We start from the raw sequence: 26,983 nt of genomic DNA on the forward strand, positions 1-26,983 counted from the left end.
TCGCTGTTCGTTCGGCCACCTCGTGCGTCCGCCACGGGGTCTGCGATCGGGGGAGTGCCGGTGTCGCGTCGGGTCGAGCCGCTGCAGGTCGACCACCTGGCCGCGCTGCCGGGGTCGTGCGGCTCCTGCGCGTTCTGGCAGCTCGACCCCGTACGCCGGGCACGCGCCGACGCCGCGGCCGCGCAGGCCGAGGCCAAGGCCGACTGGGTGGCGCGGGTGCAGCGCGACTGGGGCACGTGCGGACAGGTGGTGCTCGTCGACGACCGCCCCGTGGCCCACCTGCTGTACGCCCCGAGCGCCCACGTGCCGGCCGCCGACGGGTTCCCGACCTCGCCGGTCTCCCCGGACGCGGTGGTGCTGACCACCGTGCGCGTCGACGCCGAGCACGCCGGCGGTGGCCTGGGCCGGCTGCTCGTGCAGGCCATGGCGAGTGACCTGGTGCGGCGCGGGGGCTACCGGGCCGTCGAGGCGTTCGGCCGCACCGGGGGTGGGGCGGGCGCCGGGTCGACCTGCGTCGTGCCGGCGGACTTCCTCGGCAGCGTCGGGTTCGCGACGCGTCGGCCGCACGACCGGGTGCCCCGGCTGCGGATGGACCTGCGCGCCGCGGTGACCTGGCGCGACGAGGTCGGGGCGGCGTGGGGCCGGCTGGCCGGCGTGGTGCGCCCCGCCCGGGCCCCGGCCCCGGACGCACGCGTCCCCGCCGCCCTGGGGGCGACGGGGACGCGGTGGCGCGGTGCGGGGGACGAGACCCCCGCGGGGATCACGCGATGTAGTCGGAGAGCTCCTTGAGCAGCGCGGCCTTGGGCCGGGCGCCGACGATGGTCTTCACGACCTCGCCGCCCTGGTAGACGTTGATCGTCGGAATGCCGGTGACCCGGTAGGACGACGGCGTCACGGGGTTCTCGTCCACGTTCATCTTCAGGAACGTGATCTTGTCGCCGTGGGCGGTGGAGATCTCGTCGAGGATCGGGGCGACCTGGCGGCACGGGCCGCACCACTCGGCCCAGAAGTCCACGAGGACCGGCTTGTCGGACTTGAGCACCTGAGCCTCGAACTCGGCGTCGGTGACGGCACTGATGTTGCCCACGATGGATCCCTTCTGGTGGTCGTGCGGGGTGTGGAGGTGGAACCACGGCACCGGGCGGGATGTTCCCGTCGGCGTCGTCCCGGGCCGGCGGCCCGGGCTGCCGCGGCTCAGAGCCCGGCGGTCTTGACCGCGTCGGAGGCCGCGGAGCCGGCGACGGCGTCCTGGGCCTCGGCGCGGGTGGCGTCGCTGTGGTCGAGCTCGGCGACGTAGCGCTCGGCGTCGAGGGCGGCCGCGCAGCCGGTGCCGGCCGCGGTGATCGCCTGGCGGTAGTGGTGGTCGACGAGGTCGCCGCAGGCGAAGACACCGGGGATGTTGGTGGCCGTCGAGGGGTGGGCGACGAGCACGTAGCCCTCGTCGTCGAGGTCGACCTGGCCGGTGAGCAGCTCGGAGCGCGGGTCGTGGCCGATGGCGATGAACAGCCCGGTCGCGTCGAGCGGGCGGGTCTGGCCGGTCACGGTGTCGCGCAGGGTCAGCGACTCGAGCCGGTCGGCGCCGTGGATCTCCTCCACGGTGCTGTTCCACACGATCTCGAGCTTGGGGTCGGCCAGGGCGCGCTCCTGCATGATCTTGGAGGCGCGCAGCTCCTCGCGACGCACGATCAGCGACACCTTGGAGGCGAAGCGGGTGAGGAAGGTGGCCTCCTCGACCGCGCTGTCACCACCGCCGACGACCGCGATGTGCTGCTGGCGGAAGAAGAACCCGTCGCAGGTGGCGCACCACGACACGCCGCGGCCGGACAGCTCGTCCTCGCGGGCGATGCCGAGCTTGCGGTAGCCCGAGCCGGTGGCGAGCACCACGGAGCGGGCGGTGTAGGTGTCGGTGGCCGTGCGGACGACCTTCACCGCGCCGGTGAGGTCGACCTCGACGACGTCGTCGGAGACCAGCTGGGCGCCGAACCGCTCCGCCTGGGCGCGCATCTCGTCCATGAGCGCCGGGCCCATGATGCCGTCGCGGAAGCCGGGGAAGTTCTCCACCTCGGTGGTGTTCATCAGCGCACCGCCTGCGGTGACCGACCCCTCGAACACCAGCGGCTCGAGGCCGGCGCGCGCGGCGTACACGGCTGCGGTGTAGCCGGAGGGACCCGAGCCGATGATGATGACCTGGCGGGTGACGTCTGGGCGGGTGTCGGACATGGATCCGGTCTCCTCGGTGGACGGGGTGGTGCGGGACGTGCGCGAGCACCTGGGACCAGAACCGGTCCACGGGCGGCGGCATTCCCGTCGAGGGTGCCGCAGCGGCGCCGCCGACGCCAGCCCGCGCGCTCCCGTGGGGGCCTCGTGGGGAGCGGTCAGTCGCGGGGGAGGGTGACCGCGCGCAGCACCTCACCGGTGCCGCACTGCAGCAGCTCCACCACCTGGGTGTCGCCGGCCGGGGCGCGGTAGGCCAGCACGGCCGGCTCGCGGTCGTAGCGCACCCGCACCAGCAGCCCCGGGCCCCACGGCGCCGCCGGGCACGCCTCCCACCGGGCCAGGGCCACCCGGGCGGCGGCCGGGCCCAGGGCGGGCCCGGTGGCCCGCCGCCCTCGGTACGTCTGGGGGTCCGACCGCGGACCCTGGGCGGTGACGTCGGAGCGCCGGCCGGCGGGGGTCAGCTCGGCCCGGATGCGGTCGACGCCGCGGGTGAAGTCGTCGTCGGAGAGGGGGCGCACGTCACCGCGGGCGACGAGGGCCAGCGCACCCAGGTCCTCCAGCTCGCCGGCTGCCGGCGCGTCGCGGTCCAGGCTCTCGCCCCCGCTGTCCGCCCCGCTCGCCACCCCGCTCTCCGCGTCGCTGAGCGCGGGACCTCGCTCGCTCAGCTGCGCGTCGGCACCGGCGGACCCGGCCGACTCGTCGGACCCGGCGGACTCCATGACGGAGTCCAGCGTCTCGGCCGACGACGACGACTCGTCCTCGCCGCCGGTGTCCACGACCTGGCCCACGCCGACGCCGGCCACGACCACCGCGGCGGCGGCCAGCAGCATGGCGCCCGCGCGGCGGCGGCGGGTGGCGTGGGCGGCGTGCGTGTCGTGCGGGGAGAGGTGGCGCACCACGCCCGCCGGGCCCGCGTCCGTGGTGGTGCCGGTGGCCGCGTCGCCGCTCTCGTCGGTGCCAGCGGTGTCGGTGTCGGTGGCCATGGCGGTGGCGGGCTCGACGTCGGAGACCGAGAGCCGCGCCAGGGCCGCGTCGAGGCGGGCGACCACGTCGACGGGTGCCGGCTCGGTGTGCCGGGCGTCGGCCAGGCGGCGCGCGACGTCCTGCTCCTGCTCGGGGGTGAGGGCCGGGTCGTCCATCGTGGCCTCCTCTCGGTGCTGGTGGGTGCTGGTCGGTGCTCGGTGGTGCAGGGGCGGCGGGGGGGTGCGGGGCTCAGCGCGGGGGCGGACCGCGCGGGTCGCCGGTAGATCGGACGGGCGCCGACGGCGGCGGGTTCCCCGCGGTGGTGTGGGTGGGCTCACGCTCGGCACGCAGCACTCCCAGCAGCACGGCGAGGCGGGCGCGTCCGCGCGAGCAGCGCGACTTCACCGTGCCGACCGCACAGTCGAGCACGGCCGCGGCCTCGGCGACCGACCAGCCCTCCATGTCGACCAGCACCAGCGCGGCGCGCTGCTCGGCGGGCAGGGTCGCCAGCGCGTCGAGCACGACCCGGCGCTGCTCGTCGCGCACCGCCAGCTCGGCGGGGTCCTCGGTGCCGGGACCGGCCACGGCGCGCGAGCCGCGGTCGGCGTGCTCGTCGAGGTGGTCGGGCAGCGGCTCGGTGCGGCGCACCCGGGCCGCGCGGTGGCGGTCGAGGCAGGCGTTGACCACGACGCGGTGCAGCCAGGTGGTCACCGCCGCCTCGCCGCGGAACGACGCGGCGCGCCGGTAGGCGGCCACCATGGCGTCCTGCAGGCCGTCGGCGGCGTCCTCGGGGTTGCCGGTGGTGCGCAGCGCGACGGCCCACAACCGGTCGCGGTGGCGCGCGAACAGCACCCCGAAGGCCTCGGGGTCGCCGGCGACGTGGGCCGCGAGCAGCTCGGCGTCGGTGGGGGCGTCGTCAGGGCTCACCCGCGCACCTGCACCTCGGCGACCTCGCCCCGGAAGCCGCCCTCGACGGCGGGGAGCGAGGTGAGCCAGACGACCAGGTGCGACCCGGTGACGGGCTCGTCGAGCACGACCTGCTCCTGCCGGCCGGCCTCGACCTCGGCGACCGCGGTCAGGTCGGCGACCGCGGTGGGGGCGGCGTCGGCGACGTAGAGCGTCACGCCGGTGCCCTCGCCCACCAGCGTCAGGTCGACCTCGGCGACGTCCTGCTCGCCCCCGAGGTCGACGACCAGGCCCACGCCGGTCTTCAGCCCGGCGGGACCGAGGTCCTGGAGGTAGGTGGCGGTGCGCCAGCTCGTGGCGGGATCACCGTCGACGGCCAGCGGCGCGAGCTCGGGGTACTCCTCCTGCGGGTCGCCCTGCGGGTCGAGGTCGGTGGCCGCCAGGTCGGTGAGCAGGGCCGGCGGCGCCGTGGACGACGGCGCGGAGCTCGGCGCCGGGCCCGAGGTGGTGGGGTCGGCGTCGGGCTCGGCGCCCAGCGGCGTGCGGCCACGGCCCAGGTTGACGACCACGACCACCACCACGACCAGCAGGAGCAGCAGGAGCAGGGCGGCGGCGAGGCGGAAGGTGTTGCGTCCCGGCACGTCGGTGGCGGTGGCGGCGGCGGGGGCGGCGGAGCCCGGCGGAGGGGGCGGTGAGGCGCCGGGGCTGCCCCAGGGCCAGAACTCCGCGGAGTCGGGGGCGACCGTCCCGGGTCGCGGCCGGCGCACGGGCTCGCCGTCGGAGGGCTCGGGGGCGAACAGCGGACGCTCCGGAGGGTCCTCGAACGGCGGGGGCGGCGGCACCGGCTCGGAGCGGGCGCGCAGCCACGACACGTCGTCGGTCTCGTCGTCGAAGATGGGCAGACCGGCCTCGGTGGGGTGCTCGCCGGGCCCGCGCGACGTCCTCGCGTCGTCGGGGGGTGCGTCGCCGCGGTGCTGGCCGCCCGCCGGTGTGGCGTCGGGCAGCACGGTGGTGGCCTCGTCGGCACGGGCGTCGGCCGCGGTGGCCCCACCTGCGACGGCGAGCGCCACGGTCGGGTCGGCGGCGGCGGTGGGCGCGGGGGCGGGCGGGGTGTCCCGGGGGGTGGGCAGCGGCACGGCGGGCAGGTTGATGGTCTCGTCGCCGCGGTCGACGGTGCGGGCGGCGAGCTCCTCGGGGAAGCCGGCCGGGTCGCCCACCAGGTCGAGCAGCGCCGTGGTCATGGCGGCGGCGGTGGTGGGGCACCGCCGGTCGCCCAGCGGGAGGTCGGCCGACGGGTTGAGCACGTTGTCGCACAGCTGGTCGAGGGTGCGGGGGATGCCCGCGCGCACCTGACGCGGCCGCAGCAGCCGGCCGTGCTCCTGGGGCGCCGGGGCGACCGCCGAGCCGGAGATGCCGGCCCAGCGGCCGGTGAGCGCGGCGTAGAGCAGGCCGGCGAGGTCGGTGACGTCGTCCTGCGGGTCGAGGGTGGCCAGGCCGTGCAGGGCGGCGTCGACGCACAGGCCGATGATCCGCACCGACCCGGCGCGGTCGACCAGCACGTTCTCGGGGTTGAGCCGGCCGTGGGCCACCCCGGCGGCGTGGGCGGTGGCGATGCCGGAGGCCACCTCGGCCACCAGCCACGCCGCCCGGCGGGCCTGCAGCGGCCCGCCCGCGGCGAGCATGATGTCGAGGGAGGTGCCGGAGCCCCACTCGTTGACGACGTAGCAGAGGTCGTCGGTGCGCTCGGCGTCGAGCACCCGCAGCAGGTGGGGGTCGTGCACCACCGCGGAGCGGCGGGCGGCGGAGAGCAGCGTGTCGGCGCGCACGTCGTCGGCGGGGATGACGTGGATCGCGACCTGGCGCTCCAGCACCCGGTCGTTGGCCCGCCAGAACCGGCCCCCGCCGCTCTCGCTGAGCAGGTCGACCAGCCGGTAGCGCCCGGCGAGGACGTCGCCGTGCGAGATCGAGTGGGCCACGGTGCTCCAGGCTCCTTCGCAGGCTCGACGCGGGGCTGGCTGGTCTGGCCGGGGCCGGGGGGTCCGGACCGCCCACATCGTAGGCGTCCGCCGCCGGGTCAGCGACCTCGCAGCACCGGCAGGCGGGCCGAGACCACGGCCAGCACCGAGGTGACCTCGGTGAGGCGGAACAGCCGGGCGAGCAGCAGGAACGCGACGCCGTCGACCCCGGCCACCGCGGCGCCGCGCAGCAGCGTGGTGAGCACGCCCGCGTCGACGGCGAGGTCGCCCAGCAGCGCCGAGACGCCGTACGCCGCCGCGGTCGAGAGCGTCACGACCAGCGCCAGGCGCACCAGGAAGCGGGAGGTGGTGCGACCGCCGAGGTCGCCGGTGCGGCGCTCGAGCACGGTGTAGGAGATCGCGGAGCCGACCAGGTACGACGCGGCGTACGCCACCGCCAGCGACGACGCGGTGGCGGCGTCGTCGGTGAGACCCACCAGCGCCACCGCGACCACGATGTTGGTGGCCGCCACCGCGCACTGGATCCAGAACACGGTGCGGGTCTGCTCGAGGGCGTAGAAGCCGCGCAGCATCAGGTAGTGCACGGTGAACACCACGATGCCCGGGCCGAACAGCGCGAGGGTCGGCACCGCGTTGGGCCAGGTGTCGGCGGCCGCGGCGTAGCCCCACACGACGCGGGCGACCTCGGGAGCCACCACCGGCAGCAGCGCGGCGAACGGCACCAGCACGGCCAGCGCCGTGCGCAGCGTGGCGCCCAGCGAGCGCCCGAGCCCGGCGAGGTCGCCGTCGGCGGCGCGCGCCGAGAGCCGCGGCAGCACGGCGGTGGCCAGCGACACCGTGACGACCGAGTGGGGGACCATCACGATGAGGAACGCCGAGGCGTAGACGGTGTTGCCGGTGCCGCCCTCGCTGCCCCCGGCCACACCGGTCGCGCTGAGGCGCACCACCACGGAGTAGGCCACCTGGTTGACCACGACGTAGGCCACGGTCCACTTCGCCAGCCGGGCGGTCTGGCCCAGGCCGGTGCCGCGGAAGTCGACGCGGGGGGTGAACCGGAAGCCGGCCGAGCGCAGGTACGGCACCAGGATCACCAGCTGCGCCACGATGCCGAGGGTGGAGCCCAGCCCCAGCAGCAGCTCCTCGGCCGCGGTGAATCCGCCGGTGACCTCGTCGCCCGCCGCGGGCCCGAACACGAGCAGGTAGACGACCAGCACGGCCACCGAGATCACGTTGTTGGCGATCGGCGCCCACATCATCGGCCCGAACCGGCCGCGGGCGTTCAGGATCTGCCCGACCAGCACGAACATGCCGTAGAAGAAGACCTGGGGCAGGCAGTAGCGGGCGAAGTCGATCGCCGACTCCCGCGCGCCGGCGTCCCAGCCCGACGGCAGGTAGACCGCCATCACCCACGGCGCGAGCGCCACCAGCAGCAACGTCACCGCCCCGAGGAACAGCAGCGCGAGGGTGACCACCCGGTCGGCGTACGCCGCGCCGCCGTCGGCGTCGTTCTTCATCGAGCGCACCAGCTGGGGCACCAGCACGGCGTTGAACACGCCGCCGGCCAGCAGGATGTAGAGCATGTTCGGGATCGTGTTGGCGATCGTGAAGACGTCGCCGTGCAGCTGGATGCCGAGCGCCGCGGCCAGCAGCGCCGAGCGCACGAAGCCGCTCATCCGCGACACCACCGTGCCGGCGGCCATCACCGCGCTGGACGACAGGATGGAGCGCTGCTCGGCCGCCGACCCGTCGGGTCCCTCGGGACCGGTCAGTCGCTGGGCCTCCCCGACCGCCTCGACCGGTCCCGTGGGGTCGTCGGCGCCGTCGGCGGCGTCGTGGCCGACGACCGGCGGGCCAGGGGCGCGGTGCCTCACGCGGGCCTCGCCCCGGCCGGGTCGCCGGCGGCGGTGGCCGCCCCGCCGGCCTCGCGGTGGGCGTCGCGCAGCCGGCGGACCAGGCGCAGGGCGATGGTGCCGAAGAGCAGCACCATGCCGGTGCCCATGATCAGCCAGATGATCTGGCTGACCTGGGCCGAGCGCACCGGGAGGTCGGCGCTGGTGCCGATCACCCGGCCGTCGCGGTCGGTGAGCAGGAGGGTGACGTCGTGCACGCCGAGCGCGTCGGTGCGGGCGTCCAGCAGCACCGTGGTCTGGCTGTCGGCCGGCACCTCGATGGCGTCCTCGGGACCCCTGATCACCAGCGGTCGGTCGGTGCGGTAGGTCAGCCGCACCGTGACCGGCTCGTCGAGACGGTTGTCGATGGTCGCGCCGAACTTGCCGCTCTCGCTCGACAGCGTCACCCCGGGCGGGGCCATCACGTCGACCGAGCCGAGCAGGACGTCGACGCCGCGCTGCGCTCCCGCGGCGGCCGCCAGGGCGAGCTCGGGCTCCTGCCGCGCGGCGTACGACACGGTGGTGAGCGCCTGGTCGAGCACGGCGGTGCCGACCTGGTCGTTCAGGGTCAGCAGGGTCTCCAGGGCCCCACCGGCCTCGACGAGCCGCTCCGCGGCGTCGAAGCCCGACGCGGGGACCTCGGTGGCGGCCTGGTGCTCGGGGTAGACGAGGTCGGCGGGCGCCACGGCCGCGTCGCGGGACGCGGACCGGCCGGCGGTGGCGTCCTCGACGGTCTCCAGGTCGACCCACGACTGGTCGAGCCCGGTGAAGAACGACGCGCCGTCGCTCGGCACCCAGTCGTGGGGCAGCACGGCCACCAGCGGCTCGGCACTCCCCTCGCCCTCGACGTCGAGGAGCCGCACCGCGACCTCGGCCAGCAGCCGCTGGCGCATCGCGGTCGGCGTACGACGCTCGCCGGGGGCGGGCCCGCCGGCCATCGCGCCGGAGGAGGTGACCACGACCCGGCGACCGCCGACGGTGGCCGTCGTCGGCACCGACCCGTCGTCGCGGCGCAGGCCGGCGTCGCCGCGGGCCACGGCGCGGTCGGCGAGCAGCACCGTCTCGTCCTCGTCGGCGCCCTCCACCGCCTGGCCGGAGAGGTAGCCGAGCGGGGAGCGCAGGGCCGGGGTGGTCTCGACGTCGAACGGCGCGAGCACCGAGCCCGACCGGCGTCGGGCGCGCTCGTAGAGGCCGGGCTCGTGCACGGCGGCGGCCGAGACGTCGACGTCGCCGTAGGGCAGCGACAGCAGCTGGCTCGAGCCGTCGAGGGCGGTGCCGAGGTCGTCGAGCCAGGCGGAGCCGGCCTCCGCGGCGGCCGCGGTGGTCGGGTCGAGCTGGGCGGGCTCCTCCTCCGCCGAGGGGCTGGCGCTCGGCGAGGCGGTGCCGGCGGTGGCCCCCGGCGAGGTCGGCTCGCCGGCCCCGTCCCCCTCGTCGCCGTCCCCCTCGTCGCCGTCGCCGTCGCCCTCGTCGCCCGCGTCATCGCCGCCCTCGTCGGGGTCGACGGTGGGGGCGATGGAGCGGGCCGGGTTGCCGGCGGCGAGGCGCCCGGCGGCGTCGGTGACGGCGGGGTCGACCAGCCAGGTCAGCGGACGGGAGCCGGCGGCCGCGCCGAACTCGAGGGCGGCGCGGAGCCGGCCGCCGTCGCCGAGGCTGGTCGTCCAGTCCTCGACGTCGTCGATCGAGCCGTCGGCGGCGTAGGTGACGCCGCGGCGCAGCGGCACCACCAGGGCCAGGGGCACCGCGTCGTCGTCGGCGCGGGTGCCGTCGACCAGCGGCAGGAAGGTGCGGGCCCGGCCGTCGGCGGTGTCCTCGCGGCCGTCCTCGTTCTCGCCGTTGGCGTGCACGCCGAACCAGTAGACGCCGGGCTCGCTGACCGGCACCCGCCGCGACGGCAGCGTGATGCGGTAGGTCGTGCTCTGGCCGGGCGCCAGGGACTCGACGGTGTCGTAGGGCCCCGGGTCGACGATCCGGTCGCCGGCGTAGGAGAGCGGGTCGGTGGCGGCGGCCGCGGCGAGCTCGGCCGGGGTCGTCATCGGGGTGGTCACCCCCGGCGTGGACGAGGTGGCCCCGGGGCTGGCGGTGCCGAGCACGGGGTAGAGGTTGATCGCGGCCCAGTCGGTGTCGTCGACGTTCGTGATGGTGCCGGTGATCCGCAGCCTGCCGTTCTCGGGCACCACCGCCGGCGTCATCGAGTCGATGGTCACCTCGAGCGGCTCGACCGGCTCGTCGGCCGCGGGGGCCACCTGGGCGGGCCCGGGGGCGGCCGTCGCCGGGGCCGTGGTGCCGAGGGCCACCGCGAGCGCCGCCACGAGGGCAGGCAGCAGCGCGGACGGTCGGGACACGCATCGATGCTAGACGAGGAGCCTGTGGGTCCCGGGAAGCGCGACGGGGGTGCCCGCGCGGATAGACTGCCCGCCCGTGTCGTCCGACGAGCCCGCCCTCCTGCGCCCCCCTGGCCCCCTCAGCGTGGTCGAGGTGCAGCGCGCCGTCGCCGACGAGCTCGACCGCATCGCCGAGGTCATCGACGAGCTCGGCCGCCGCTTCACCGACGCCGGCCACGAGATCGCGCTGGTGGGCGGTCCGGTGCGCGACGCGATGCTGGGACGGCGCCACAACGACCTCGACCTCACCACCTCCGCGCGCCCCGACGAGACCGAGCGACTGCTGAAGGGCTGGGCCGACGCCACCTGGGACATGGGTCGCGCGTTCGGCACGATCGGCTGCCGCCGCGGCGACTGGCAGGTCGAGATCACGACGTACCGCTCGGAGACCTACGACCCCTCCTCGCGCAACCCCGAGGTGCAGTACGGCGACTCGCTGGTCGGCGACCTCGCCCGGCGCGACCTCACCGTCAACGCGATGGCGGTGCGGCTGCCGGGCCGCGAGGTGGAGGACCCGTTCGGCGGGGTGGTCGACCTCGCCCACCGCCGGCTGCGCACCCCCGGGCGCGCGGAGGACTCCTTCTCCGACGACCCGCTGCGCATGCTGCGGGTGGCGCGCTTCGCCGCCCAGCTCGGCTTCGACGTCGACCCCACGGTGACCGCGGCCATGACGGCGATGGCCGAGCGCATCGAGATCATCTCGGCCGAGCGGGTGCGCGACGAGCTGGTCAAGCTGGTCTGCGCCCCCCACCCGCGCGCCGGCCTGAGCCTGCTGGTGGAGACGGGCCTGGCCGAGCGGGTGCTGCCCGAGCTGCCGGCGCTGGCGCTGGAGCGCGACGAGCACCACCGCCACAAGGACGTCTACGAGCACACCCTCACCGTGCTCGAGCAGTCGATCGACCTCGAGGACCGGCTGCCGGGCGGCGGACCCGACTTCGTCTCCCGCTTCGCCGCCCTGATGCACGACGTCGGCAAGCCGCGCACCCGCCGCTTCGTCGACGACGGCACGGTCACCTTCCACCACCACGACGTGGTGGGCGCGAAGCTGACGCGCAAGCGGATGAAGGCGCTGCGCTTCTCCAACGACGAGATCGACGCCGTCTCCCGGCTCGTCGAGCTGCACCTGCGCTTCCACGGCTACGGCTCGGGGGAGTGGACCGACTCCGCGGTGCGCCGCTACGTGCGCGACGCCGGCGACCAGGTGGAGCGCCTCCACGTGCTCACCCGTGCCGACTGCACCACCCGCAACCGGCGCAAGGCCGAGCGGCTCAGCCGCACCTACGACGAGCTCGAGGCGCGCATCAGCGTGCTGGCCGAGGCCGAGGAGCTCGACGCGCTGCGTCCCGACCTCGACGGCAACCAGATCATGGAGGCCCTGGGCGTGGCGCCCGGCCGTGAGGTGGGCGAGGCCTACCGGTGGCTGCTGGAGCGGCGGATGGACCGCGGGCCGGTGGAGCCCGACGTCGCCCGCGCCGAGCTGCTCGCGTGGTGGGCGACACGCTGACGTCGCGACGTACTGACGGTACGTTCGGGCTATGACGGACACCACAGCCCCCACCGAGCTCGAGGCCACCATCGAGGTCGCCGCCTCCCCCGCCCAGACCTGGGCGCTCGTCTCCGACGTGCGCCGGATGCGCGAGTGGAGCCCGCAGGTGCTGCGCACCTTCGTGCCCGGCGGCGCGGTGCAGCAGGGCAGCCGGATGGTCAACCTGAACCACCGCGGCCGGCTGGTGTGGCCGACCACGGCCAAGGTCGTGCGCTTCGAGCCGCACCGCTCGTTCGCGTTCCGCGTGAGCGAGAACCGCACGATCTGGTCGTTCACCCTCGAGCCGACCGCCGACGGCGGCACCCGGATCACCCAGCGTCGCGAGACCCCCGACGGCATCGCCGCAGTCTCCAACGCACTGGTCAAGGTGGCGATGGGCGGGGTGCCGACCTTCGTCGGCGAGCTGCAGCAGGGCATGCGGCAGACCCTCGAGCGGATCAAGACCGAGCTCGAGCGCTGACGGGGCCGACCCCGGGTCGATTCCGGGGTTGACCTTGTCCCAGCGGCAGGCCGCACGGTCGCCTCACCGGCGAACGGTTCGCCGGTGACGAGGACGGACAGGATCGACCCGTGCCCCCACCCGCACCGATGACCATCGGCGACTTCGCCCGCGCCAGCGGGCTGACGCCGAAGGCCCTGCGGCTCTACGACGACTCGGGCCTGCTGGCCCCGGCCGCCGTCGACCCCGTCACGGGCTACCGGTGGTACGCCGCCGACCAGCTGGGCCGCGCCCGGCTGGTGGCGCGGCTGCGGCTGGTCGGCATGCCGCTGGCCCGGATCCGGGTGGTCGCCGACCTCCCTCCCGGGCCCGCCGCGGCCGAGCTGGTGTCGTACGGGCGCCAGCTCGCGGCCGACACGGCCTCGGCGCGGGCCCTCCTGGCCGACCTCGTCGACGAGCTCACCCGTGAGCCGAGCGAGGAGAACGAGATGACCCACCACCTGCACACCCGCAGCGCCGCCCGCCTTGAGCAGGGCGCGCGCGAGAGCCAGGAGGACGCCGTCCTCCTCGGAGCCCGGCTCGTCGCCGTGGCTGACGGCGTCGGCTCGGCCCGCGGCAGCGCGGAGCGCGCCCTCGCGGCGCTCGCCGCCGCCGAGCGCGACGGCGACCTCCCCGGCACCGACCCGGTCGCCGCCCTCGACGCGGCGCTCACGCGCGCGGCCGCTGCGGTCGCGGCCGACCCCGCGGCGGCCTCCACCCTGACCGCCGTCACGCTGGCCGACGGCCAGGCCGTGCTCGCCCATGTCGGCGACTCCCGCGGCTACCTGGTGCGCGACGGGCGGCTGACCCGGCTCACCCGCGACCACACCGTCGTGCAGACCCTCGTCGACGAGGGGCGTCTCACCGACGAGGAGGCGCGTGCCGACGACCGGCGGGTGCAGCTCAACCGCGCGCTGGCCGGCACCCGACCCCCGGAGCCCGACCTGTCGGCGTTCGCCGTGCGCCCCGGCGACAGGCTGGTGCTGACCACCGACGGCGTGCACGGCCGGCTTACTCCCGCCGCCCTCGCCGACCTGCTGTGCGCCGGCGGCGACCCGCAGGCCGTCGCCGACGCGGTCGCCGGCGCCGTCGAGACCGCCGGCGCCGACGACAACCTCGCCGTCGCGGTCGTCGACCTCACCTGACGCCTCGGCCTCGTCGTTCGAGCAGGGGAGGAGCGTCGGCGACGAGCCGTGTCGAGACCCCTGTCTCTCCGACACGTCCTGCTCGACCTCCGCTCTCGTTGGTCGAGCAGGGGAGGAGCGCCAGCGACGAGCCGTGTCGAGACCCTGGACGCACGACGGCCCGCCACCCTCGTCGGTGGCGGGCCTCGTGTGGTGCTGTTCGTTGCTGTGCGGCTCAGGTCGCGCTGTCGGCTGCGGTGGTCTCGACGCGCCCGTCAGCGGCTCACGACGAAGGAGTCGACGTAGGCCGCTCCGCGCCTCACCACGAGACGTGCGGTGTGCTCCCCCTCACCGAGGCCGGAGAACCGGGCCCGGGCGGGGAAGGCCGGCCGCTTCCGCTCGCCGCGGAACGACACCACGCCCGCCCGCTCGCCGTCGATCAGCACCACGGCCCGCCCGCCCGCCGTGGCGCGTCCGTGCACGACCTCCAGGCTGGGCCCGGAGAAGGTGGTGGTGAGGACGTCGCGACCGCGGCGCGAGCCCAGGTTGTCGCAGTACTGGCCACCGGGTGCGCCACCCGCGCGCACCTGGCGCCACGAACCGGTGCGCTCCACCCTGCCGGAGCCGCACACCACGATGCGGCGCACGGTGACGTCGCGGGTCGCGGTGTCGCTGGCGCCGGTCTCATCGGTGACGGTGAGCGTCACCTCGCGGGGGCCGGCCGAGGGGAAGCGGGTCGTCACCTGCTCACCCGAGGCGTCGGCGACGCCGTCGCCGTCGAGGTCCCAGCTGTAGACGAGGTCGTCGTCGCCGGAGTCGGCGTCTGTCGTGTCCTCCGCCGACAGGGTCGCTCTGGCGCCGACGTACGGCGAGCGCGGCGACACGGTGAACGCGGCCTCGGGGGAGGTGCCGGCCGCGGCGTCGTCGGCGACGGTGACGGTGACGGTCTCGGAGTCGCTGAGACCGGCGGGGTCGGCAACGGTCAGGACGACGTCGTAGGTGCCGGCCTCTTCGAAGGTGTGGGTGACCCGTGCCCCGGTGGCCTTCTCGCTGCCGTCGTTGAAGTCCCACGAGTACTCGAGGTCGCCGGGGGTCTCCGCGTCGGTGCTGCCCGCGGCGTCGAAGGTGACCTCGTCGCCGGTCCGCGCCGACGACGGGGTGGCCGACGCGCTGGCGCTGGGGGCGGTGTTGGCCGGCGGCTCCTCGACGGAGCCGGGGTAGCCGTGGTCGAAGGTGCCGCAGCCGGCGCCGAGGTCGAACGCGACGTCGCCGGTCAGGTCGCCGTCGGCCGTGGTCGGGCCCTCGCCCTGCCCGGTCATCGACAGGACGTCGAAGGTGAGGCAGTCGAACTGGAACCGCCACGGCGTGGTCACGTCGGGGTGGCGCTCGTCCACGTCGTCCTCGGCGGGGTCGGCGTAGTTGTCGGTGTGGCCCTCGCCGGAGTCGGTGAAGCGGGAGTCACCGGACGCCGCGGTCCACGCCGCGTCGTCCAGGTCGGGCGTGGCGCTGCCCGGCTCGGGCTGGCTGTCGAGCGGCGACTGGGCCGGCGGGTCGTCGACCCCGGCGTTGCCGTAGCCGTGGGCCTCGTCGGTGTAGACCAGCGACAGCCCGGCGCCGAAGCCGATGGGCTCGCGGTCGACCTGACCCTCGCCGTCGAGGTCGAAGCCCGACCGGTCGCGCATCTCGAGGTAGTAGGCGTGGTCGTTGGCCGCCTCGGCGCCGGCCTCCACGTAGCTCCAGCCGACCGTGCACTGCGGGGCGGTCTGCAGGTCGCGCCGGCAGCCGCCGTTGAAGACCCGGTCGTCGTCGGGCGTGCCCGAGGTCTCGAAGTCGGTGACCAGGACGTCGTAGGGGGCCTTGCCGGGCTCGGTCACGCTCACCGTGACGTCGTCGATGAACCAGCCGGGCAGCGCCAGGCCGGGGTCGGTGGCGTAGCTGAAGCGCAGCGCGCCGTCGGGCTCGCCGACCAGGTCGGAGACGTCGTAGCGGTCGGTGAGGAAGACGGGGTCGGGTTGCTCGCCGAGCTTGCGGTCGGTGACCTCCGTGCCGGCCTCGTACGACGCGCTGCTGCCGGTGAGGCCGTGGTCGTAGGTGGCCAGGCAGGCGTTCTGGTTCGGGTTGCCGGCCAGAGGGTCGGCGACCGAGGTGGTGTAGCCCTCCAGCGACTCGTGCGAGGTGTAGCTGTCTCCGCCGTCGGTCGTGGTCATCACGAAGCCGTAGTCGTAGTCCCACTCGATGTTCCACAGCGACTTCAGGCTCAGCTCGGCCGTGGTGCCCGCGGGGAGGTCGGCCAGCTGCGGGATCGACAGGTCGAGGTTGTGCCCGCCCTGGGGAGCGCAGCCGAAGTCGTTGCCCGAGCCCGACCACCAGGCGTGCGTGGCGCTCGCGCCCTCGCCGGAGTCGAAGACGGAGGCGTCGAGCAGCTGGCGGCCGGGGAGCTTGGCGACGTACGCCTCCGAGTTCTGCACCCGGCCGACGCCCTCGCCCTCGACGAGGGTGTACGGCGTGCCGTCGGCGGTCTTCCAGGCGATCGTGTCGACGTCCTGCTTGGAGTCGCGCCAGTCGTCGACGGTGGGCGACGTACCGGGCTCCAGCACGCGCGGCACCACCCAGCCGAGCTCCTGGCGGGAGAAGACGTCCATGTGCTGCGACTTGTCGGTGGCCATCAGGTTCCAGTCGCCGTAGGTCTCGCGGCTGCCGGTGGAGTAGAAGTCGGGCAGGCCGAGGGAGTGGCCGTACTCGTGGGAGATGACCGAGGCCTTGTCGATGGCCGTCTCGGGGTTGACGTTGTAGGGCCCGACGCGCACGAAGACTGGGAAGTCGGTGACGTCGGTGGTTTGCTGCGAGCGGGTCTCGTCGGTGTAGAACACCGGCTCGCCCTGGAGGTTCTCGAGCTGGTCGTCGGTGGTGTAGCCGGGCAGGCCGGTCTCGGGGTCGGTGTAGGAGAACTCCAGTGACGAGGAGTGCGGCCAGATGTTGTCGTAGGGCACCGCGTCGGACTGCGACGTGCAGCCCACCGCTCCGAGCTGCGAGCCGCCGTTGCCGCCGCAGCCGGCGAAGACGGCCATGAAGAAGTCGACCACGCCGTCCTTGTCGGTGTCGTAGTCCGAGTAGTCGATCTCGGGGTCGGCGATCGCGGCCGCGTCGTAGACGAGCTTGCCTGCCGGGCCGCACCCGGAGTCGATCTGCTGCAGCGTGCCGACCCCGGCCAGGGAGCCGACCACGGCGGAGCCGTTGGCGTCGGAGCCGTAGTAGCCGGTGGTGCCGGGCAGGTTGTAGACGCCGTCGGTGATGCGCTCGCTGTAGTCGACACCACCGACCGTGCCGGGGGCGGGCACGTCGCCGAGCGGCGTGGAGGTCTGGGTGACCCCGCCGCAGGTCTGGCCAGGCTGGACCTGCGAGAAGTCGAACCCGGGCTCGTAGTCGAAGCCGGCGGTGTCGACGCCGGCCGAGGGCACCGTGCCCTCGGGGAACAGCTGGCCCAGTGACATCTCCTGGAACAGGTTGAAGGTGGACCCGGGCAGGGCGGGGGAGTTGATGACCTCCTCGAGCTGCTCGCCGGTGTGGCCGTCGGTGTAGGCGCGGTCTCGGTACTGCACCGGCACCACCGGGAACGGGCGGTCGCCGTAGCGAGCGGTCTCGTACGCCGTGCCGGGCGGGATCACCTTCGGGCCGTGGCTGCCGGCCGACCCGGTCGTCTGGCCCACCTGCAGCTGCGCGGTGGTGGACAGGTCGCGCCACACCAGCGTCGGCAGCTGGGCCAGCGTGGCCGCACGGTGACCGAGCACCAGCGTGAGCGTGGCGGGCTCCTCGCCGGCTGGGGTGGCGGGCACCGACGGCACGCGCCAGGTGACCGTGGACGCCGACTGCGCCGCGGTGGTGCCGCCAGGCTCGTCGACGCCGGTGAACGTCGTGCCCTCGGGCGCAGTCACCGTCACCGTGGCTCCGGTGACGGCGGTGTCGCCGGGGTTGGTCAGGATCAGCCGCGAGGAGTAGGTGTCGCCGGGCTTCACCCACCCGACGTCCGAGACGAAGCTGTTCTCGAGCTCCAGTGCGCCGGCGCTGACGGTGGACTCGACCGGGGCCAGGCGTGCCGGCGCGACGGCCGCGGCGGCGAGACCGGGTGGGGTGGCTGCGGTGGTGGCTGCGGCGGACAGGACGCCGGCGAGGCCGACGGCGAGGGCGGCGGTGGCCACCACGGGGCGCAGGCGCCCGACAGGAGCGAAGGTCATGGGGTTCCTCGAGGCGGGGGGTCGCCGACGGGCGACCGGTTGCCAGGGGAACGACGCACCTGCGCGCCGGGTTACGTGGCTTCTCCCCGCCCCGGGCTGCCGAACCCGACGTGACCCGGGACGCACGACGGCCCGCCACCCTCGTCGGGTGGCGGGCCTCGTGTGTTGCTGTCCGGCTCAGGTCGCGCTGTCGGCTGCGGTGGTCTCGACACGCCCGTCGCGGCTTCGTCCCTCAGCCGCGGGGCTCGCTCGACCTGGCCCGGTGCGGACCCCCCGCTCGTTCCTCGCCGGTGTCCGCCGGGCTCACCTCAGCCGCGGGGCTCGCTCGACCTGGCCCGGTGCGGACGACCCGCTCGTTCCTCGCGGGTGTCCGCCGGGCTCACTCGTCGCCGGCGATGAACGCCTCGACGCGACGGCGGCCCTCGTCGTCGGGCAGCTGCACGGGCGGGGACTTCATCAGGTACGACGACGCCGAGATGATCGGGCCGCCGATGCCGCGGTCCTTGGCGATCTTCGCGGCGCGCAGGGCGTCGATGATGATGCCGGCGGAGTTGGGGGAGTCCCAGACCTCGAGCTTGTACTCGAGGTTCAGCGGCACGTCGCCGAACGCGCGACCCTCGAGGCGCACGTAGGCCCACTTGCGGTCGTCGAGCCACTGGACGTAGTCCGACGGGCCGATGTGCACGTTGCGGTCGTGGATCTTGTCGGCCAGCTCGCCCTGCAGGTTCGAGGTGACGGCCTGGGTCTTGGAGACCTTCTTGGACTCCAGGCGCTCGCGCTCGAGCATGTTCTTGAAGTCCATGTTGCCGCCGACGTTGAGCTGGTAGGTGCGGTCGAGGGCCACGCCGCGGTCCTCGAACAGCTTCGCCATCACGCGGTGGGTGATCGTGGCGCCGACCTGGCTCTTGATGTCGTCGCCGACGATCGGGACGCCGGCGTCCTCGAACTTCTTGGCCCACTCGGGGTCGGAGGCGATGAAGACGGGCAGGGCGTTGACGAAGGCCACGCCGGCGTCGATGGCGCACTGGGCGTAGAACTTGTCGGCCTGCTCGGAGCCCACGGGGAGGTAGGACACCATCACGTCGGCCTGGGTGTCCTTGAGGACCTGGACGACGTCGACCGGCTCGGCCGCGCTCTCCTCGATGGTCTCGCGGTAGTACTTGCCGAGGCCGTCCATGGTCGGGCCGCGCTGGACCTCGACACCGAGGGTCGGCACGTCGGCGATCTTGATCGTGTTGTTCTCGGAGGCGTTGATGGCCTCGGAGAGGTCCTTGCCGACCTTCTTGTCGTCCACGTCGAACGCGGCGACGAACTCGACGTCGCGCACGTGGTACTCGCCGAACATCACGTGCATGAGGCCGGGCACGGTGGTGTCCGGCGTGGCGTCCTTGTAGTACTCGACACCCTGGACGAGGGAGGTGGCGCAGTTGCCGGCTCCCACGATGGCTACTCGAACCGAACCCATCGGATTCCTTCCTTACTTCTGCTGCTCAGCCGCGGAGGCCGCGGGCGGTGTGGTGGTGCGTTCCTGGCGACGCGCCAGTTCGTCGGCGACCCGTTCGGCGTCGATGAGCTCGGACAGCCAGCGCACCTCGCGCTCGACCGACTCGACCCCGTGACGCTGGAGCTCGGCCGCGTAGCGGTCGACCTCCTTCTGGGTCATGGCCAGCTGGCCCTGCACGCGCTCGAGCCGCTCCTGGAGACGGGTGCGGCGGCCTTCGAGCACGCGCAGCCTGATCTCCATGTCGGTGCGGCCGAAGAACGCGAACCGGATGTCGAAGTTGTCGTCCTCCCACGCGGTGGGACCGACCTCCGACATCAGCCGCTCGAACTCGCAGTGGCCGGTGTCGGTGACCTGGTAGACGATGCGGGGACGACGGCTCACCGGGGTGGTGGTCGTCGCGGCCTCCTCGATGAGGGTGCCCTTCAGCATCTTCTTCAGCGTCGGGTAGAGCGAGCCGTACGACAGCACCCGCCCCCACCCGAGCATGAGGTTGAGCCGCTTGCGCAGCTCGTAGCCGTGCATGGGGCCCTCGTGCAGCAGCCCGAGGACTGCCAGCTCGATGGTCTCTGCCCGACGCGTCATGCGACCTATCGTAGCGATATATCCAGTTGTCGCGAACCACCGATGCATCGCGCGTGTCCAGCACGGTGTCGGGCGGAGGACCGGGGCCCCGGATCGGCGAGGAACCGCGGTACGGCGGGCGGTTGCGTACCCTGAGGGGCGCACCGCCGCCGGGTCCGACCCGCCGGTGGTGCTCCGCTGTGACCTCGAGGCGACCTGGAGACGACGACGTGAGTGGCAAGCGCAGGGCCGACGGCCCGCCCGTGACGAAGGCCCCGAAGCAGCCCGGGCGCCTCAAGCGGCGCCTCCTGACGGCCGTCAAGTGGCTGCTGGTGCTCGGCATCGTCGGTGCACTCGTCGCGGCGGGTGGCTTCTACTACCTGTACTCCACGACCGAGATCCCCGACCCCAACGAGGACTTCGAGACCGCCACGTCGTTCGTCTACTACAACGACGGCAGCAGCGAGGTCGGCAGCTACGCCACGCAGAACCGGGTGCCGGTCGACATCGAGGAGATCCCCCAGGAGCTGCGCGACGCGGTGGTCGCCGCGGAGAACCGCACCTTCTGGTCCGACAACGGCATCGACCTCAAGGGCATCGCCCGCGCCTTCCTCAACAACGCCACCGGCGAGTCGACGCAGGGCGCCTCCACGATCACCCAGCAGTACGTCAAGGTCCTCTACCTCTCCCAGGAGCGCTCCTACACCCGCAAGGTGAAGGAGGCCGTGCTGTCGCTGAAGCTGGCGCGCAAGGAGAGCAAGACCGACATCCTCGAGGGCTACCTCAACACCATCTACTTCGGCCGCGGCGCGTACGGCGTGCAGGCGGCCTCGGAGGCCTACTTCGCCAAGGACGTGCAGGACCTCGACCTGCGCGAGTCGGCGGTGCTGGCCTCGGTGCTGAACAACCCCACCAACCTCGACCCCGACAACGGCCGCGACGCGCGCGCCGAGCTCAAGGGCCGCTACGACTACGTGCTCGACAGCATGGCCGAGCTCGACATGGTCGAGCAGCGCGACGCCCAGCGGGCCACCGCGAAGCTGCCGGTCTTCCCCGAGATCGACGCCGAGAGCACCTACGGCGGGCAGAAGGGCCACGTGCTCACGCTGGTGCGCTCCGAGCTGCGCCGGCTCGGCTACACCGACGAGCAGATCGACGGCGGCGGGCTGAAGGTCACCACCACCCTCACCCCGCAGGCCATGCAGGCCGCCCAGCAGGGTGTCGTCGAGGCGCGTCCCGAGGGCTTCGGCGACAAGCAGCTGCACGTCGCCGTGGCCAGCGTGGAGCCGGGCAGCGGTGCGCTGCGCGGCTTCTACGGGGGTCAGGACTACCTGAAGTCGCAGCTGAACTGGGCCGTGGAGGGCGGGATGGTGGGCTCCACCTTCAAGCCGTTCACCCTGGCCACCGCGATCAACGAGGGCTTCTCGATCCAGGACACCTTCGAGGGCAACTCGCCCTACGAGTTCCCCGACGGCCTCGAGGTGCGCAACGAGGGCGACGGCCCCGACGGCCTCGGCAACGACTACGGCGCCGCCGTTGACGCGACCTACGCGATGGAGCAGTCGATCAACACCGCGTTCGTGGACATGTCGGCCTCCCTCGAGGACGGCCCGCAGAAGATCCTGCGCACCGCCGCCGACATGGGCGTGCCGCCGGCGGAGGCCGACAAGCAGTACCCCGGCATCCCGCGCACCAGCACCGACCTGTCACCCGACGACACCCTGATCACGCTGGGCCGGGCCCGGATCAGCCCGATCAACATGGCCAACTCCTACGCCACGCTGGCCAACGGCGGCGAGCGCGCCGAGGTGCACCTCATCGAGAAGGTGGAGAGCCCCAACGGCGACGACGACTACACCTGGGACGAGCCGACCCGGCGGGTGCTCGACGAGGACGTCGCCGCCGACGTCTCGTTCACCCTGCAGGAGACCGTGGCCGACGGCACCGGCGCCACCGCCGCCGGGCTCGGTCGCCCCGCCGCGGGCAAGACCGGCACCGCCACCAACGACAAGGACCAGGTGTCGTCGGCGTGGTTCGTCGGCTACACCCCCCAGCTGGCCACCGCGGTCATGTACGTGCGCGGCGACGGCGACGACCAGCTCGACGGCTGGCTGCCGTCGTACTTCGGCTCCGCCTACCCCACCGACACCTGGCTGGCGGTGATGGAGCCGCTGATGGAGGGCCGCGACGTCATCGAGTTCCCCGAGCCGGCCTACGTCGACGGCGACGCCCCCGGCGAGGACTCCGAGCCGGTGGAGACCACGGTGCCCGAGACGTCGGCGCCAGCCCCCGAGCCCGCGCCGGTGCCGTCCTCCCAGCCGCCGGCTCCCCAGCCGTCGTCGCAGGCCCCGGCCCCGCAGCCGTCGCAGACCCAGCAGCCGACGCCGACACCCACGCCGACGCCGACCCCGTCACCGACGGACGACGGCGGGATCATCCCGACGCCGACTCCCACGCCGACGCCGACTCCCACGCCGACCGCCGAGCCTTCCAGCGGGGGCGGGCAGGGCCCCAGGGAGCCGAAGGAGCCCAAGGGGCCGAAGGAGCCGGGGAATCCCGGGACCACCCGGGTCGCGCCGCGGCCGGCCCCCTGGGCCGTCCGACCGGCCTCGACCTCGGCGACGCTCTCGTGGGTGCCGGCGTGGCTCACCGCCCTGTGGTGACCCCGCGTGGCTGAGGCCCGCCGCCCCCACGTGCACCCCACGCGCGACGACGCCGTCGCACGGGCGCTCTCGGAGGGCGTGGGCGGGCCGGTGGGCGACCACGCGGGCCACCACCCCTGGTGGACCCCGGTGCGGGTGCTGCTCGCGCTGACCGCGATCTGCTTCGCCCTGGGGATGGTGCAGAAGAGCAGCTGCTTCGACGACACCTGGCAGGACGGACAGGCCCGCTACACCCACATGTGCTACTCCGACCTGCCCTACCTCTACACCGGGCGCGGGTTCGTGGAGCGGGCGTGGCCCTACTCCGACGACGCCGAGGTGCGCGAGCGCTTCCCGCAGGTCATGGAGTACCCCGTCGGCATCTCGTACGTCGCGTGGGGCACCTCGGTGCTGACCCACGCGGTGGTCGGGTGGCCCGACCTCGACGAGCGTCGCGCCGAGCCCACGGCCGGGCAGTTCGTCGACCCCGAGGTGGTCACCGAGATCCGCTGGTTCGTGGTGCTCAGCGCGCTGGGCTTCGCGCTGGTGGCCCTGCTGACCACCTGGCTGCTGGCCACCACCCACCGACGCCGGCCCTGGGACGCCGCGATGTTCGCGGTCTCCCCGGCCCTGCTGCTGACCGGCCTGGTCAACTGGGACCTGCTCGCCGTGGTCACCGTCGCGGGCGCGCTGTGGGCCTGGTCGCGCGACCGGCCGGTGCTCACCGGCGTGCTCGTGGGTCTCGGCACCGCCACGAAGCTCTACCCGCTGTTCCTGCTCGGCGGGGTCCTGATCATCTGCGTGCGGCAGCGGCGCTACCGCGAGCTCGGCGCCTGCATCGGCGCCGCGGTGGTGACCTGGCTGGTCGTCAACGCGCCGGCGTACCTCACCGGACCCGAGGAGTGGACGGTCTTCTGGACGTTCAACTCCGAGCGCGGGCCCGACCTCGGCTCGATCTGGCTGGTGGCCCAGGGCCTGGTCGACGACCCGATCAGCGCCCACACCGTCAACGTCGGCTCGTGGCTGTTCTTCGCGCTGTGGTGCCTGGGCGTGCTGCTGCTGGGCCTGCGCGCCCCGGTGACGCCCCGGCTGGCGCAGCTGGGGCTGCTGGTGGTCGTCGGCTTCCTGCTGGTCAACAAGGTCTACTCACCGCAGTACGTGCTGTGGCTGCTCCCGCTGGCGGTGCTGGCGCGACCCCGCTGGCGCGACCAGGTGGTGTGGCAGGCCACCGAGGTCCTGTACTTCGCGATGGTCTGGTGGCACCTCGGGGGCTACCTCGACGCGGCTGGCGGCGACGACTCCGGCTTCTACTCCGTCGCGATCGTGCTGCGCCTGCTCGGCGAGCTCTACCTCGTCGCCGTCGTGGTGCGTGACGTCCTGCAGCCGGCCCACGACCCCGTGCGCGGGTCGCCGGACCTCGGTCGGACGCCCGCGCTCAGTCGGTGACGACGCGGTCGAACGACGTGGTGGTGTAGCGCACCCGCACGTCGATGCGTTCGCCCACCTCGGGCACGCGCGCCCCGCCCGGCAGGAAGAGCATCGAGGCCTGCATGTGCGGCGGCTCGGCGAACAGCCGCTGCTTGCCGTCGGTGGAGAACGGCGAGCGGACGAACCCGACCGCGTCGAGCCCGCCCCGGGCCAGGGTGGCCGCGCGGGCGCGCAGCCCGGAGTCGCCGGTGGGGGACTCCAGGCCGATGCCGTGGGCGGTGCCGCCGGAGACGATCAGCAGGTGGCCGTCCTTGGGTGCCGTGCGCGAGCGGTAGCCGAACGCGTCGCCGCGCGCGACGGGGTGCACGTCGAGGACGGTGGAGGTGACCCGCAGCGCGCCGCGGTCGCCCAGCCAGAGGCCGGTGCCGATGCGCGGTCGCAGCCGGAAGTCGGGGTAGGCGCCGCGCAGCTCGGCCAGCTCGGCGTCGGTGAGGTGGCTGACCCACACCGTGCGGGCCGCCGTGGTGTCGGGGAGCCCGGCACCGATCACGTCGGTCATCAGTCGGTGCACCTCGCCGACGTGGGAGCCCTGCTGCAGCGGCAGGTGGAGGGCGATGCCCTCCAGCCGCGCCCGGGGGTGGGCGCGCAGCGAGTCGGCCACGGTCCACAGCTCGCGCGCGGAGAGCCCGTGGCGCTGCATGCTGGTGAGCCGCTCCAGCACGAAGCGGGCGTCGGGCTGGCGGGCGAGCAGGTCGGCGACGTCGGCGGCCCGGCTGAGCGTGTGCACGACCCGACCGGCGAGCGCCGGGTCGACCTCGAGGGCCGACTCGAACGGGCGCCAGGGGGTGAGCACCATCAGGTCGCCGTCGAAGCGGGTGGCGAGGTGGGGCAGCTCGTCGTAGGTGCCGACGGCAACGGTGTCGATGCCGTGGCCGCGGTCGTCGAGCCACTGCGCCTTGCGGGCGAGCCGGGCCAGCGTGAAGCCGTACCCGTTGCCCTTGCACACCGGCACCAGCCCGGGGTGCTTCTCGGCGGTCGCCAGGAGGTGGCGGCGCCAGCGGTCGCCGTCGACGGTGAGGGTCAGGCTCATCTCAGCGCCTCGCCATGTAGAGGTCGAAGGCCTTGTAGAGCAGCTTGTTCAGCGGCAGGTCCCACTCGCCGGCGTACTCGACGGCCTCGCCGCCGGTGCCGACCTTGAACTGGATCAGCCCGACGTGGGAGTCCTCGGCGTCGAGGGTGTCGGTGATGCCGCGCAGGTCGTAGACGTCGGCGCCGGCCGCCAGGGCGTCGCGCAGCATCGCCCACTGCACCGCGTTGGAGCCGCGCACCTCGCGCTTCTCGGTGGAGGAGGCGCCGTAGGAGTACCAGCAGTGGCCGCCGACGCGGATCGCGATGGTGGCGGCGACCAGGTCGCCCTCGTGGCGGGCGGCGTAGAGGCGGATGCGGTCGTCCTCCTCGGCGCCCAGCGCCTCGACCATCGTGCGGAAGTACGACAGCGGCCGCGGGGTGAAGTGGTCGCGCTCGGCGGTGTGCACGTAGAGGGGGTGGAAGTCGTCGAGAGCGGCGAGCGCCTCGGCGGGGGTGGTGCTGGAGGTGATCTCGACCCCCTCCTTGGCGGCCTTCTTGATGTTGCGCCGCCACAGCTGGTTCATGCCCTTCAGGACGTCGTCCTCGGTGCGGGGCTCGCCGTGCTCGTCGCGCAGCGGCACCTGGAAGACGTACTGCGGCTGGCCCGCGGCGAAGCCGCCCTCGGTCTGCTGCGGAAGCCAGCCCAGGTCGCGCAGCTGGGAGACCACCCGGGCCCCGGTGTGCTCGCGCCCGGCCGGCGGCAGCTGGCCCAGCGTCGCGACGTCGGCGTCGGCGATGCCGGCCTTCACCTGGGCGGCGCTCCAGCGACGGCACACCACCGGCGGGCCCATCCGCACCCCGAACGCCCCCTGCCCGGCCAGGTGGGTGGTGAGCGGCTCGAGCCACGCTGCGAGGTCGTCGTCGGCCCAGTCGATCACCGGCCCCTCGGGCAGGTAGGCGAGGTAGCGCCGCACCTTCGGCAGCTTGCGGTAGAGCACCAGCGCCACGCCGACCGGCGCCGGGCTGCCGTCGCGGAAGAAGCCGAGCGACTCGCGGCGCCACTCCGACTTCACCCGGCCCCACGCGGGGGTCTGCAGGAAGCTCGCGGAGCGCTGCGTGGCCAGGAAGGCCAGGTGCTCCGCGTCGGAGATCGGGCGCACCACCAGCGCGCTGACGGTGCGGGCGGTGGCGGTCTGGTCACGAGGCACGCCTGGGAGGCTACCGCCCGCGCAGCCGCCCCCGGGCCCGGCGGGGGTGGGGCTCAGAGCCGGTCGCGCAGCCACGTGAAGTCGTCGACGTGGGCCTGCGCCGGCCCCGGCGTCTCGCACACGACCGGCGCCCCGGCCTGGCGGACCACGCCGGCCAGCAGCTCGGGGTCGATGCGCCCGGTGCCGAAGCTGGCGTGCCGGTCGGCGCCGGAGTCGAACTCGTCACGGCTGTCGTTGGCGTGCACCAGGTCGATGCGCCCGGTGATGGCCAGCACGTCGTCCACGACGCTCTCCAGCGGGTTGCCGCCGGCGTGGGCGTGGCAGGTGTCGAGGCAGAAGCCGACCTGCTCGAAGCCCTCGGCCGCCGAGATGGCCTCCCACACCCGCGCGATGCGCTCGAGGTGGCGGGTCATCGCGTGGTCGCCGCCGGCGGTGTTCTCGATCAGCAGCGGGACCTTGAGGTCGGTGGCCTCGACGGCCTTGCGCCAGTTGTCGAACCCGGTCGCCGGGTCGTCGGACCTGCCGACGTGGCCGCCGTGCACGACGAGCCCCTTCGCGCCGATCTCGGCGGCGGCGTCGACGTGCTGCTGCAGCAGCTTGCGGCTCGGGATGCGGATGCGGTTGTTGGTCGTGGCGACGTTGACGATGTAGGGCGCGTGCACGTAGAGGTCGACGCCGGCCGCCTCGGCGTCGGCACGCAACGCCTGCGCGCCCCCGGCGTACGCGACCTCCGGGCCCTGGAAGCCCTGGGGGTCGCCGAGGAAGAACTGCACCAGCGGCGCCTGCCGCGCCGCGGCCTCGGCGAGGGGGTCGACCTGGTCGACGTGGGCACCGATGCGGACGTCGTGGCTCATGGCCTC

19 protein-coding genes are annotated in these 26,983 nt (G+C 74.1%); 6 read left to right on the forward strand and 13 right to left on the reverse strand.

What is annotated here, in order from left to right; all coding sequences use genetic code 11:
• The first annotated feature begins 60 nt into the window (after window positions 1–60).
• Window positions 61–789, forward strand: coding sequence for a GNAT family N-acetyltransferase (locus tag AC4OR8_RS03160; protein WP_492164114.1), 729 nt, complete (start codon window positions 61–63; stop codon window positions 787–789).
• On the opposite strand, the gene trxA is transcribed toward AC4OR8_RS03160, so the two are convergent.
• The 7 genes from trxA to AC4OR8_RS03195 form a co-directional block, all read right to left on the reverse strand.
• Window positions 761–1,087: a thioredoxin gene (gene trxA / locus AC4OR8_RS03165; protein ID WP_492164468.1), complete on the reverse strand. Its 327-nt coding sequence runs from the start codon at window positions 1,085–1,087 to the stop codon at window positions 761–763. The genes AC4OR8_RS03160 and trxA overlap by 29 nt on opposite strands.
• Before the next feature lie 107 nt (window positions 1,088–1,194).
• A complete protein-coding gene (gene trxB / locus AC4OR8_RS03170) occupies window positions 1,195–2,220 on the reverse strand; it encodes a thioredoxin-disulfide reductase (RefSeq protein ID WP_492164115.1) in 1,026 nt (341 codons plus the stop codon).
• Window positions 2,221–2,375: 155 nt separating this feature from the next.
• On the reverse strand, window positions 2,376–3,356 hold the full coding sequence (locus AC4OR8_RS03175) for a hypothetical protein (protein WP_492164116.1): 981 nt from the start codon (window positions 3,354–3,356) through the stop codon (window positions 2,376–2,378).
• A 73-nt stretch (window positions 3,357–3,429) separates the two neighbouring features.
• On the reverse strand, window positions 3,430–4,107 hold the full coding sequence (gene sigM / locus AC4OR8_RS03180) for an RNA polymerase sigma factor SigM (RefSeq protein WP_492164117.1): 678 nt from the start codon (window positions 4,105–4,107) through the stop codon (window positions 3,430–3,432).
• Window positions 4,104–6,062, reverse strand: a complete 1,959-nt coding sequence (locus tag AC4OR8_RS03185; RefSeq protein ID WP_492164118.1) for a protein kinase family protein — start codon at window positions 6,060–6,062, stop codon at window positions 4,104–4,106. The genes sigM and AC4OR8_RS03185 overlap by 4 nt, the downstream gene beginning before the upstream one ends.
• A gap of 98 nt (window positions 6,063–6,160) precedes the next feature.
• On the reverse strand, window positions 6,161–7,933 hold the full coding sequence (gene murJ / locus AC4OR8_RS03190; protein ID WP_492164119.1) for a murein biosynthesis integral membrane protein MurJ: 1,773 nt from the start codon (window positions 7,931–7,933) through the stop codon (window positions 6,161–6,163).
• On the reverse strand, window positions 7,930–10,293 hold the full coding sequence (locus tag AC4OR8_RS03195) for a DUF6049 family protein (protein WP_492164120.1): 2,364 nt from the start codon (window positions 10,291–10,293) through the stop codon (window positions 7,930–7,932). The genes murJ and AC4OR8_RS03195 overlap by 4 nt, the downstream gene beginning before the upstream one ends.
• A gap of 76 nt (window positions 10,294–10,369) precedes the next feature.
• Here AC4OR8_RS03195 and AC4OR8_RS03200 point away from each other — a divergent pair, with 76 nt between their 5' ends.
• From AC4OR8_RS03200 to AC4OR8_RS03210, 3 genes are all read left to right on the forward strand, one after another.
• Window positions 10,370–11,836: a CCA tRNA nucleotidyltransferase gene (locus AC4OR8_RS03200; protein WP_492164121.1), complete on the forward strand. Its 1,467-nt coding sequence runs from the start codon at window positions 10,370–10,372 to the stop codon at window positions 11,834–11,836.
• A 31-nt stretch (window positions 11,837–11,867) separates the two neighbouring features.
• The gene (locus tag AC4OR8_RS03205) at window positions 11,868–12,338 is read left to right on the forward strand and encodes an SRPBCC family protein (RefSeq protein ID WP_492164122.1); all 471 of its coding nucleotides are present in this window, start codon (window positions 11,868–11,870) and stop codon (window positions 12,336–12,338) included.
• Between the two features lie 110 nt (window positions 12,339–12,448).
• Entirely contained in the window at window positions 12,449–13,501 is a 1,053-nt protein-coding gene (locus tag AC4OR8_RS03210) for a MerR family transcriptional regulator (RefSeq protein WP_492164123.1), read from the forward strand.
• 254 nt (window positions 13,502–13,755) lie between these two features.
• Here the strand turns inward: AC4OR8_RS03210 and AC4OR8_RS03215 are convergent, their stop codons facing one another.
• The 3 genes from AC4OR8_RS03215 to AC4OR8_RS03225 all read right to left on the reverse strand — a co-directional run bounded on the left by AC4OR8_RS03215 (window position 13,756) and on the right by AC4OR8_RS03225 (window position 19,798).
• Entirely contained in the window at window positions 13,756–17,712 is a 3,957-nt protein-coding gene (locus AC4OR8_RS03215) for a PKD domain-containing protein (protein WP_492164124.1), read from the reverse strand.
• Window positions 17,713–18,091: 379 nt separating this feature from the next.
• Window positions 18,092–19,177 carry an inositol-3-phosphate synthase gene (locus AC4OR8_RS03220; protein WP_492164125.1) on the reverse strand — a complete coding sequence of 362 codons (1,086 nt, stop codon included), beginning with the start codon at window positions 19,175–19,177 and terminating at the stop codon, window positions 18,092–18,094.
• Between the two features lie 12 nt (window positions 19,178–19,189).
• Complete coding sequence (locus tag AC4OR8_RS03225) at window positions 19,190–19,798, reverse strand: PadR family transcriptional regulator (protein WP_492164126.1); 609 nt, start codon at window positions 19,796–19,798, stop codon at window positions 19,190–19,192.
• Window positions 19,799–20,040: 242 nt separating this feature from the next.
• Here AC4OR8_RS03225 and AC4OR8_RS03230 point away from each other — a divergent pair, with 242 nt between their 5' ends.
• Window positions 20,041–22,440: a transglycosylase domain-containing protein gene (locus AC4OR8_RS03230; RefSeq protein ID WP_492164127.1), complete on the forward strand. Its 2,400-nt coding sequence runs from the start codon at window positions 20,041–20,043 to the stop codon at window positions 22,438–22,440.
• Window positions 22,441–22,446: 6 nt separating this feature from the next.
• Window positions 22,447–23,865, forward strand: coding sequence for a glycosyltransferase family 87 protein (locus AC4OR8_RS03235; RefSeq protein ID WP_492164128.1), 1,419 nt, complete (start codon window positions 22,447–22,449; stop codon window positions 23,863–23,865).
• On the opposite strand, the gene AC4OR8_RS03240 is transcribed toward AC4OR8_RS03235, so the two are convergent.
• The 3 genes from AC4OR8_RS03240 to AC4OR8_RS03250 are packed head-to-tail and all read right to left on the reverse strand — an operon-like array spanning window position 23,855 to window position 26,977.
• Window positions 23,855–24,937, reverse strand: a complete 1,083-nt coding sequence (locus AC4OR8_RS03240; RefSeq protein ID WP_492164129.1) for an alanine racemase — start codon at window positions 24,935–24,937, stop codon at window positions 23,855–23,857. The two genes, AC4OR8_RS03235 and AC4OR8_RS03240, sit on opposite strands and share 11 nt — an antisense overlap.
• A gap of 1 nt (window position 24,938) precedes the next feature.
• Window positions 24,939–26,123: a lipid II:glycine glycyltransferase FemX gene (locus AC4OR8_RS03245; protein WP_492164130.1), complete on the reverse strand. Its 1,185-nt coding sequence runs from the start codon at window positions 26,121–26,123 to the stop codon at window positions 24,939–24,941.
• Window positions 26,124–26,176: 53 nt separating this feature from the next.
• On the reverse strand, window positions 26,177–26,977 hold the full coding sequence (locus tag AC4OR8_RS03250) for a deoxyribonuclease IV (protein ID WP_492164131.1): 801 nt from the start codon (window positions 26,975–26,977) through the stop codon (window positions 26,177–26,179).
• Window positions 26,978–26,983 lie beyond the last annotated feature (6 nt).

The organism is Nocardioides sp. FY1077 (assembly GCF_058681775.1).

Excerpts from the sequence above, each read along its gene's own strand:
- trxB (WP_492164115.1), bottom strand. The coding sequence starts at position 2,220 with ATGTCCGACACCCGCCCAGACGTCACCCGCCAGGTCATCATCATCGGC.
- AC4OR8_RS03175 (WP_492164116.1), bottom strand. The coding sequence starts at position 3,356 with ATGGACGACCCGGCCCTCACCCCCGAGCAGGAGCAGGACGTCGCGCGC.
- AC4OR8_RS03205 (WP_492164122.1), top strand. The coding sequence starts at position 11,868 with ATGACGGACACCACAGCCCCCACCGAGCTCGAGGCCACCATCGAGGTC.
- AC4OR8_RS03215 (WP_492164124.1), bottom strand. The coding sequence starts at position 17,712 with ATGACCTTCGCTCCTGTCGGGCGCCTGCGCCCCGTGGTGGCCACCGCC.
- AC4OR8_RS03220 (WP_492164125.1), bottom strand. The coding sequence starts at position 19,177 with ATGGGTTCGGTTCGAGTAGCCATCGTGGGAGCCGGCAACTGCGCCACC.
- AC4OR8_RS03225 (WP_492164126.1), bottom strand. The coding sequence starts at position 19,798 with ATGACGCGTCGGGCAGAGACCATCGAGCTGGCAGTCCTCGGGCTGCTG.
- AC4OR8_RS03240 (WP_492164129.1), bottom strand. The coding sequence starts at position 24,937 with ATGAGCCTGACCCTCACCGTCGACGGCGACCGCTGGCGCCGCCACCTC.
- AC4OR8_RS03250 (WP_492164131.1), bottom strand. The coding sequence starts at position 26,977 with ATGAGCCACGACGTCCGCATCGGTGCCCACGTCGACCAGGTCGACCCC.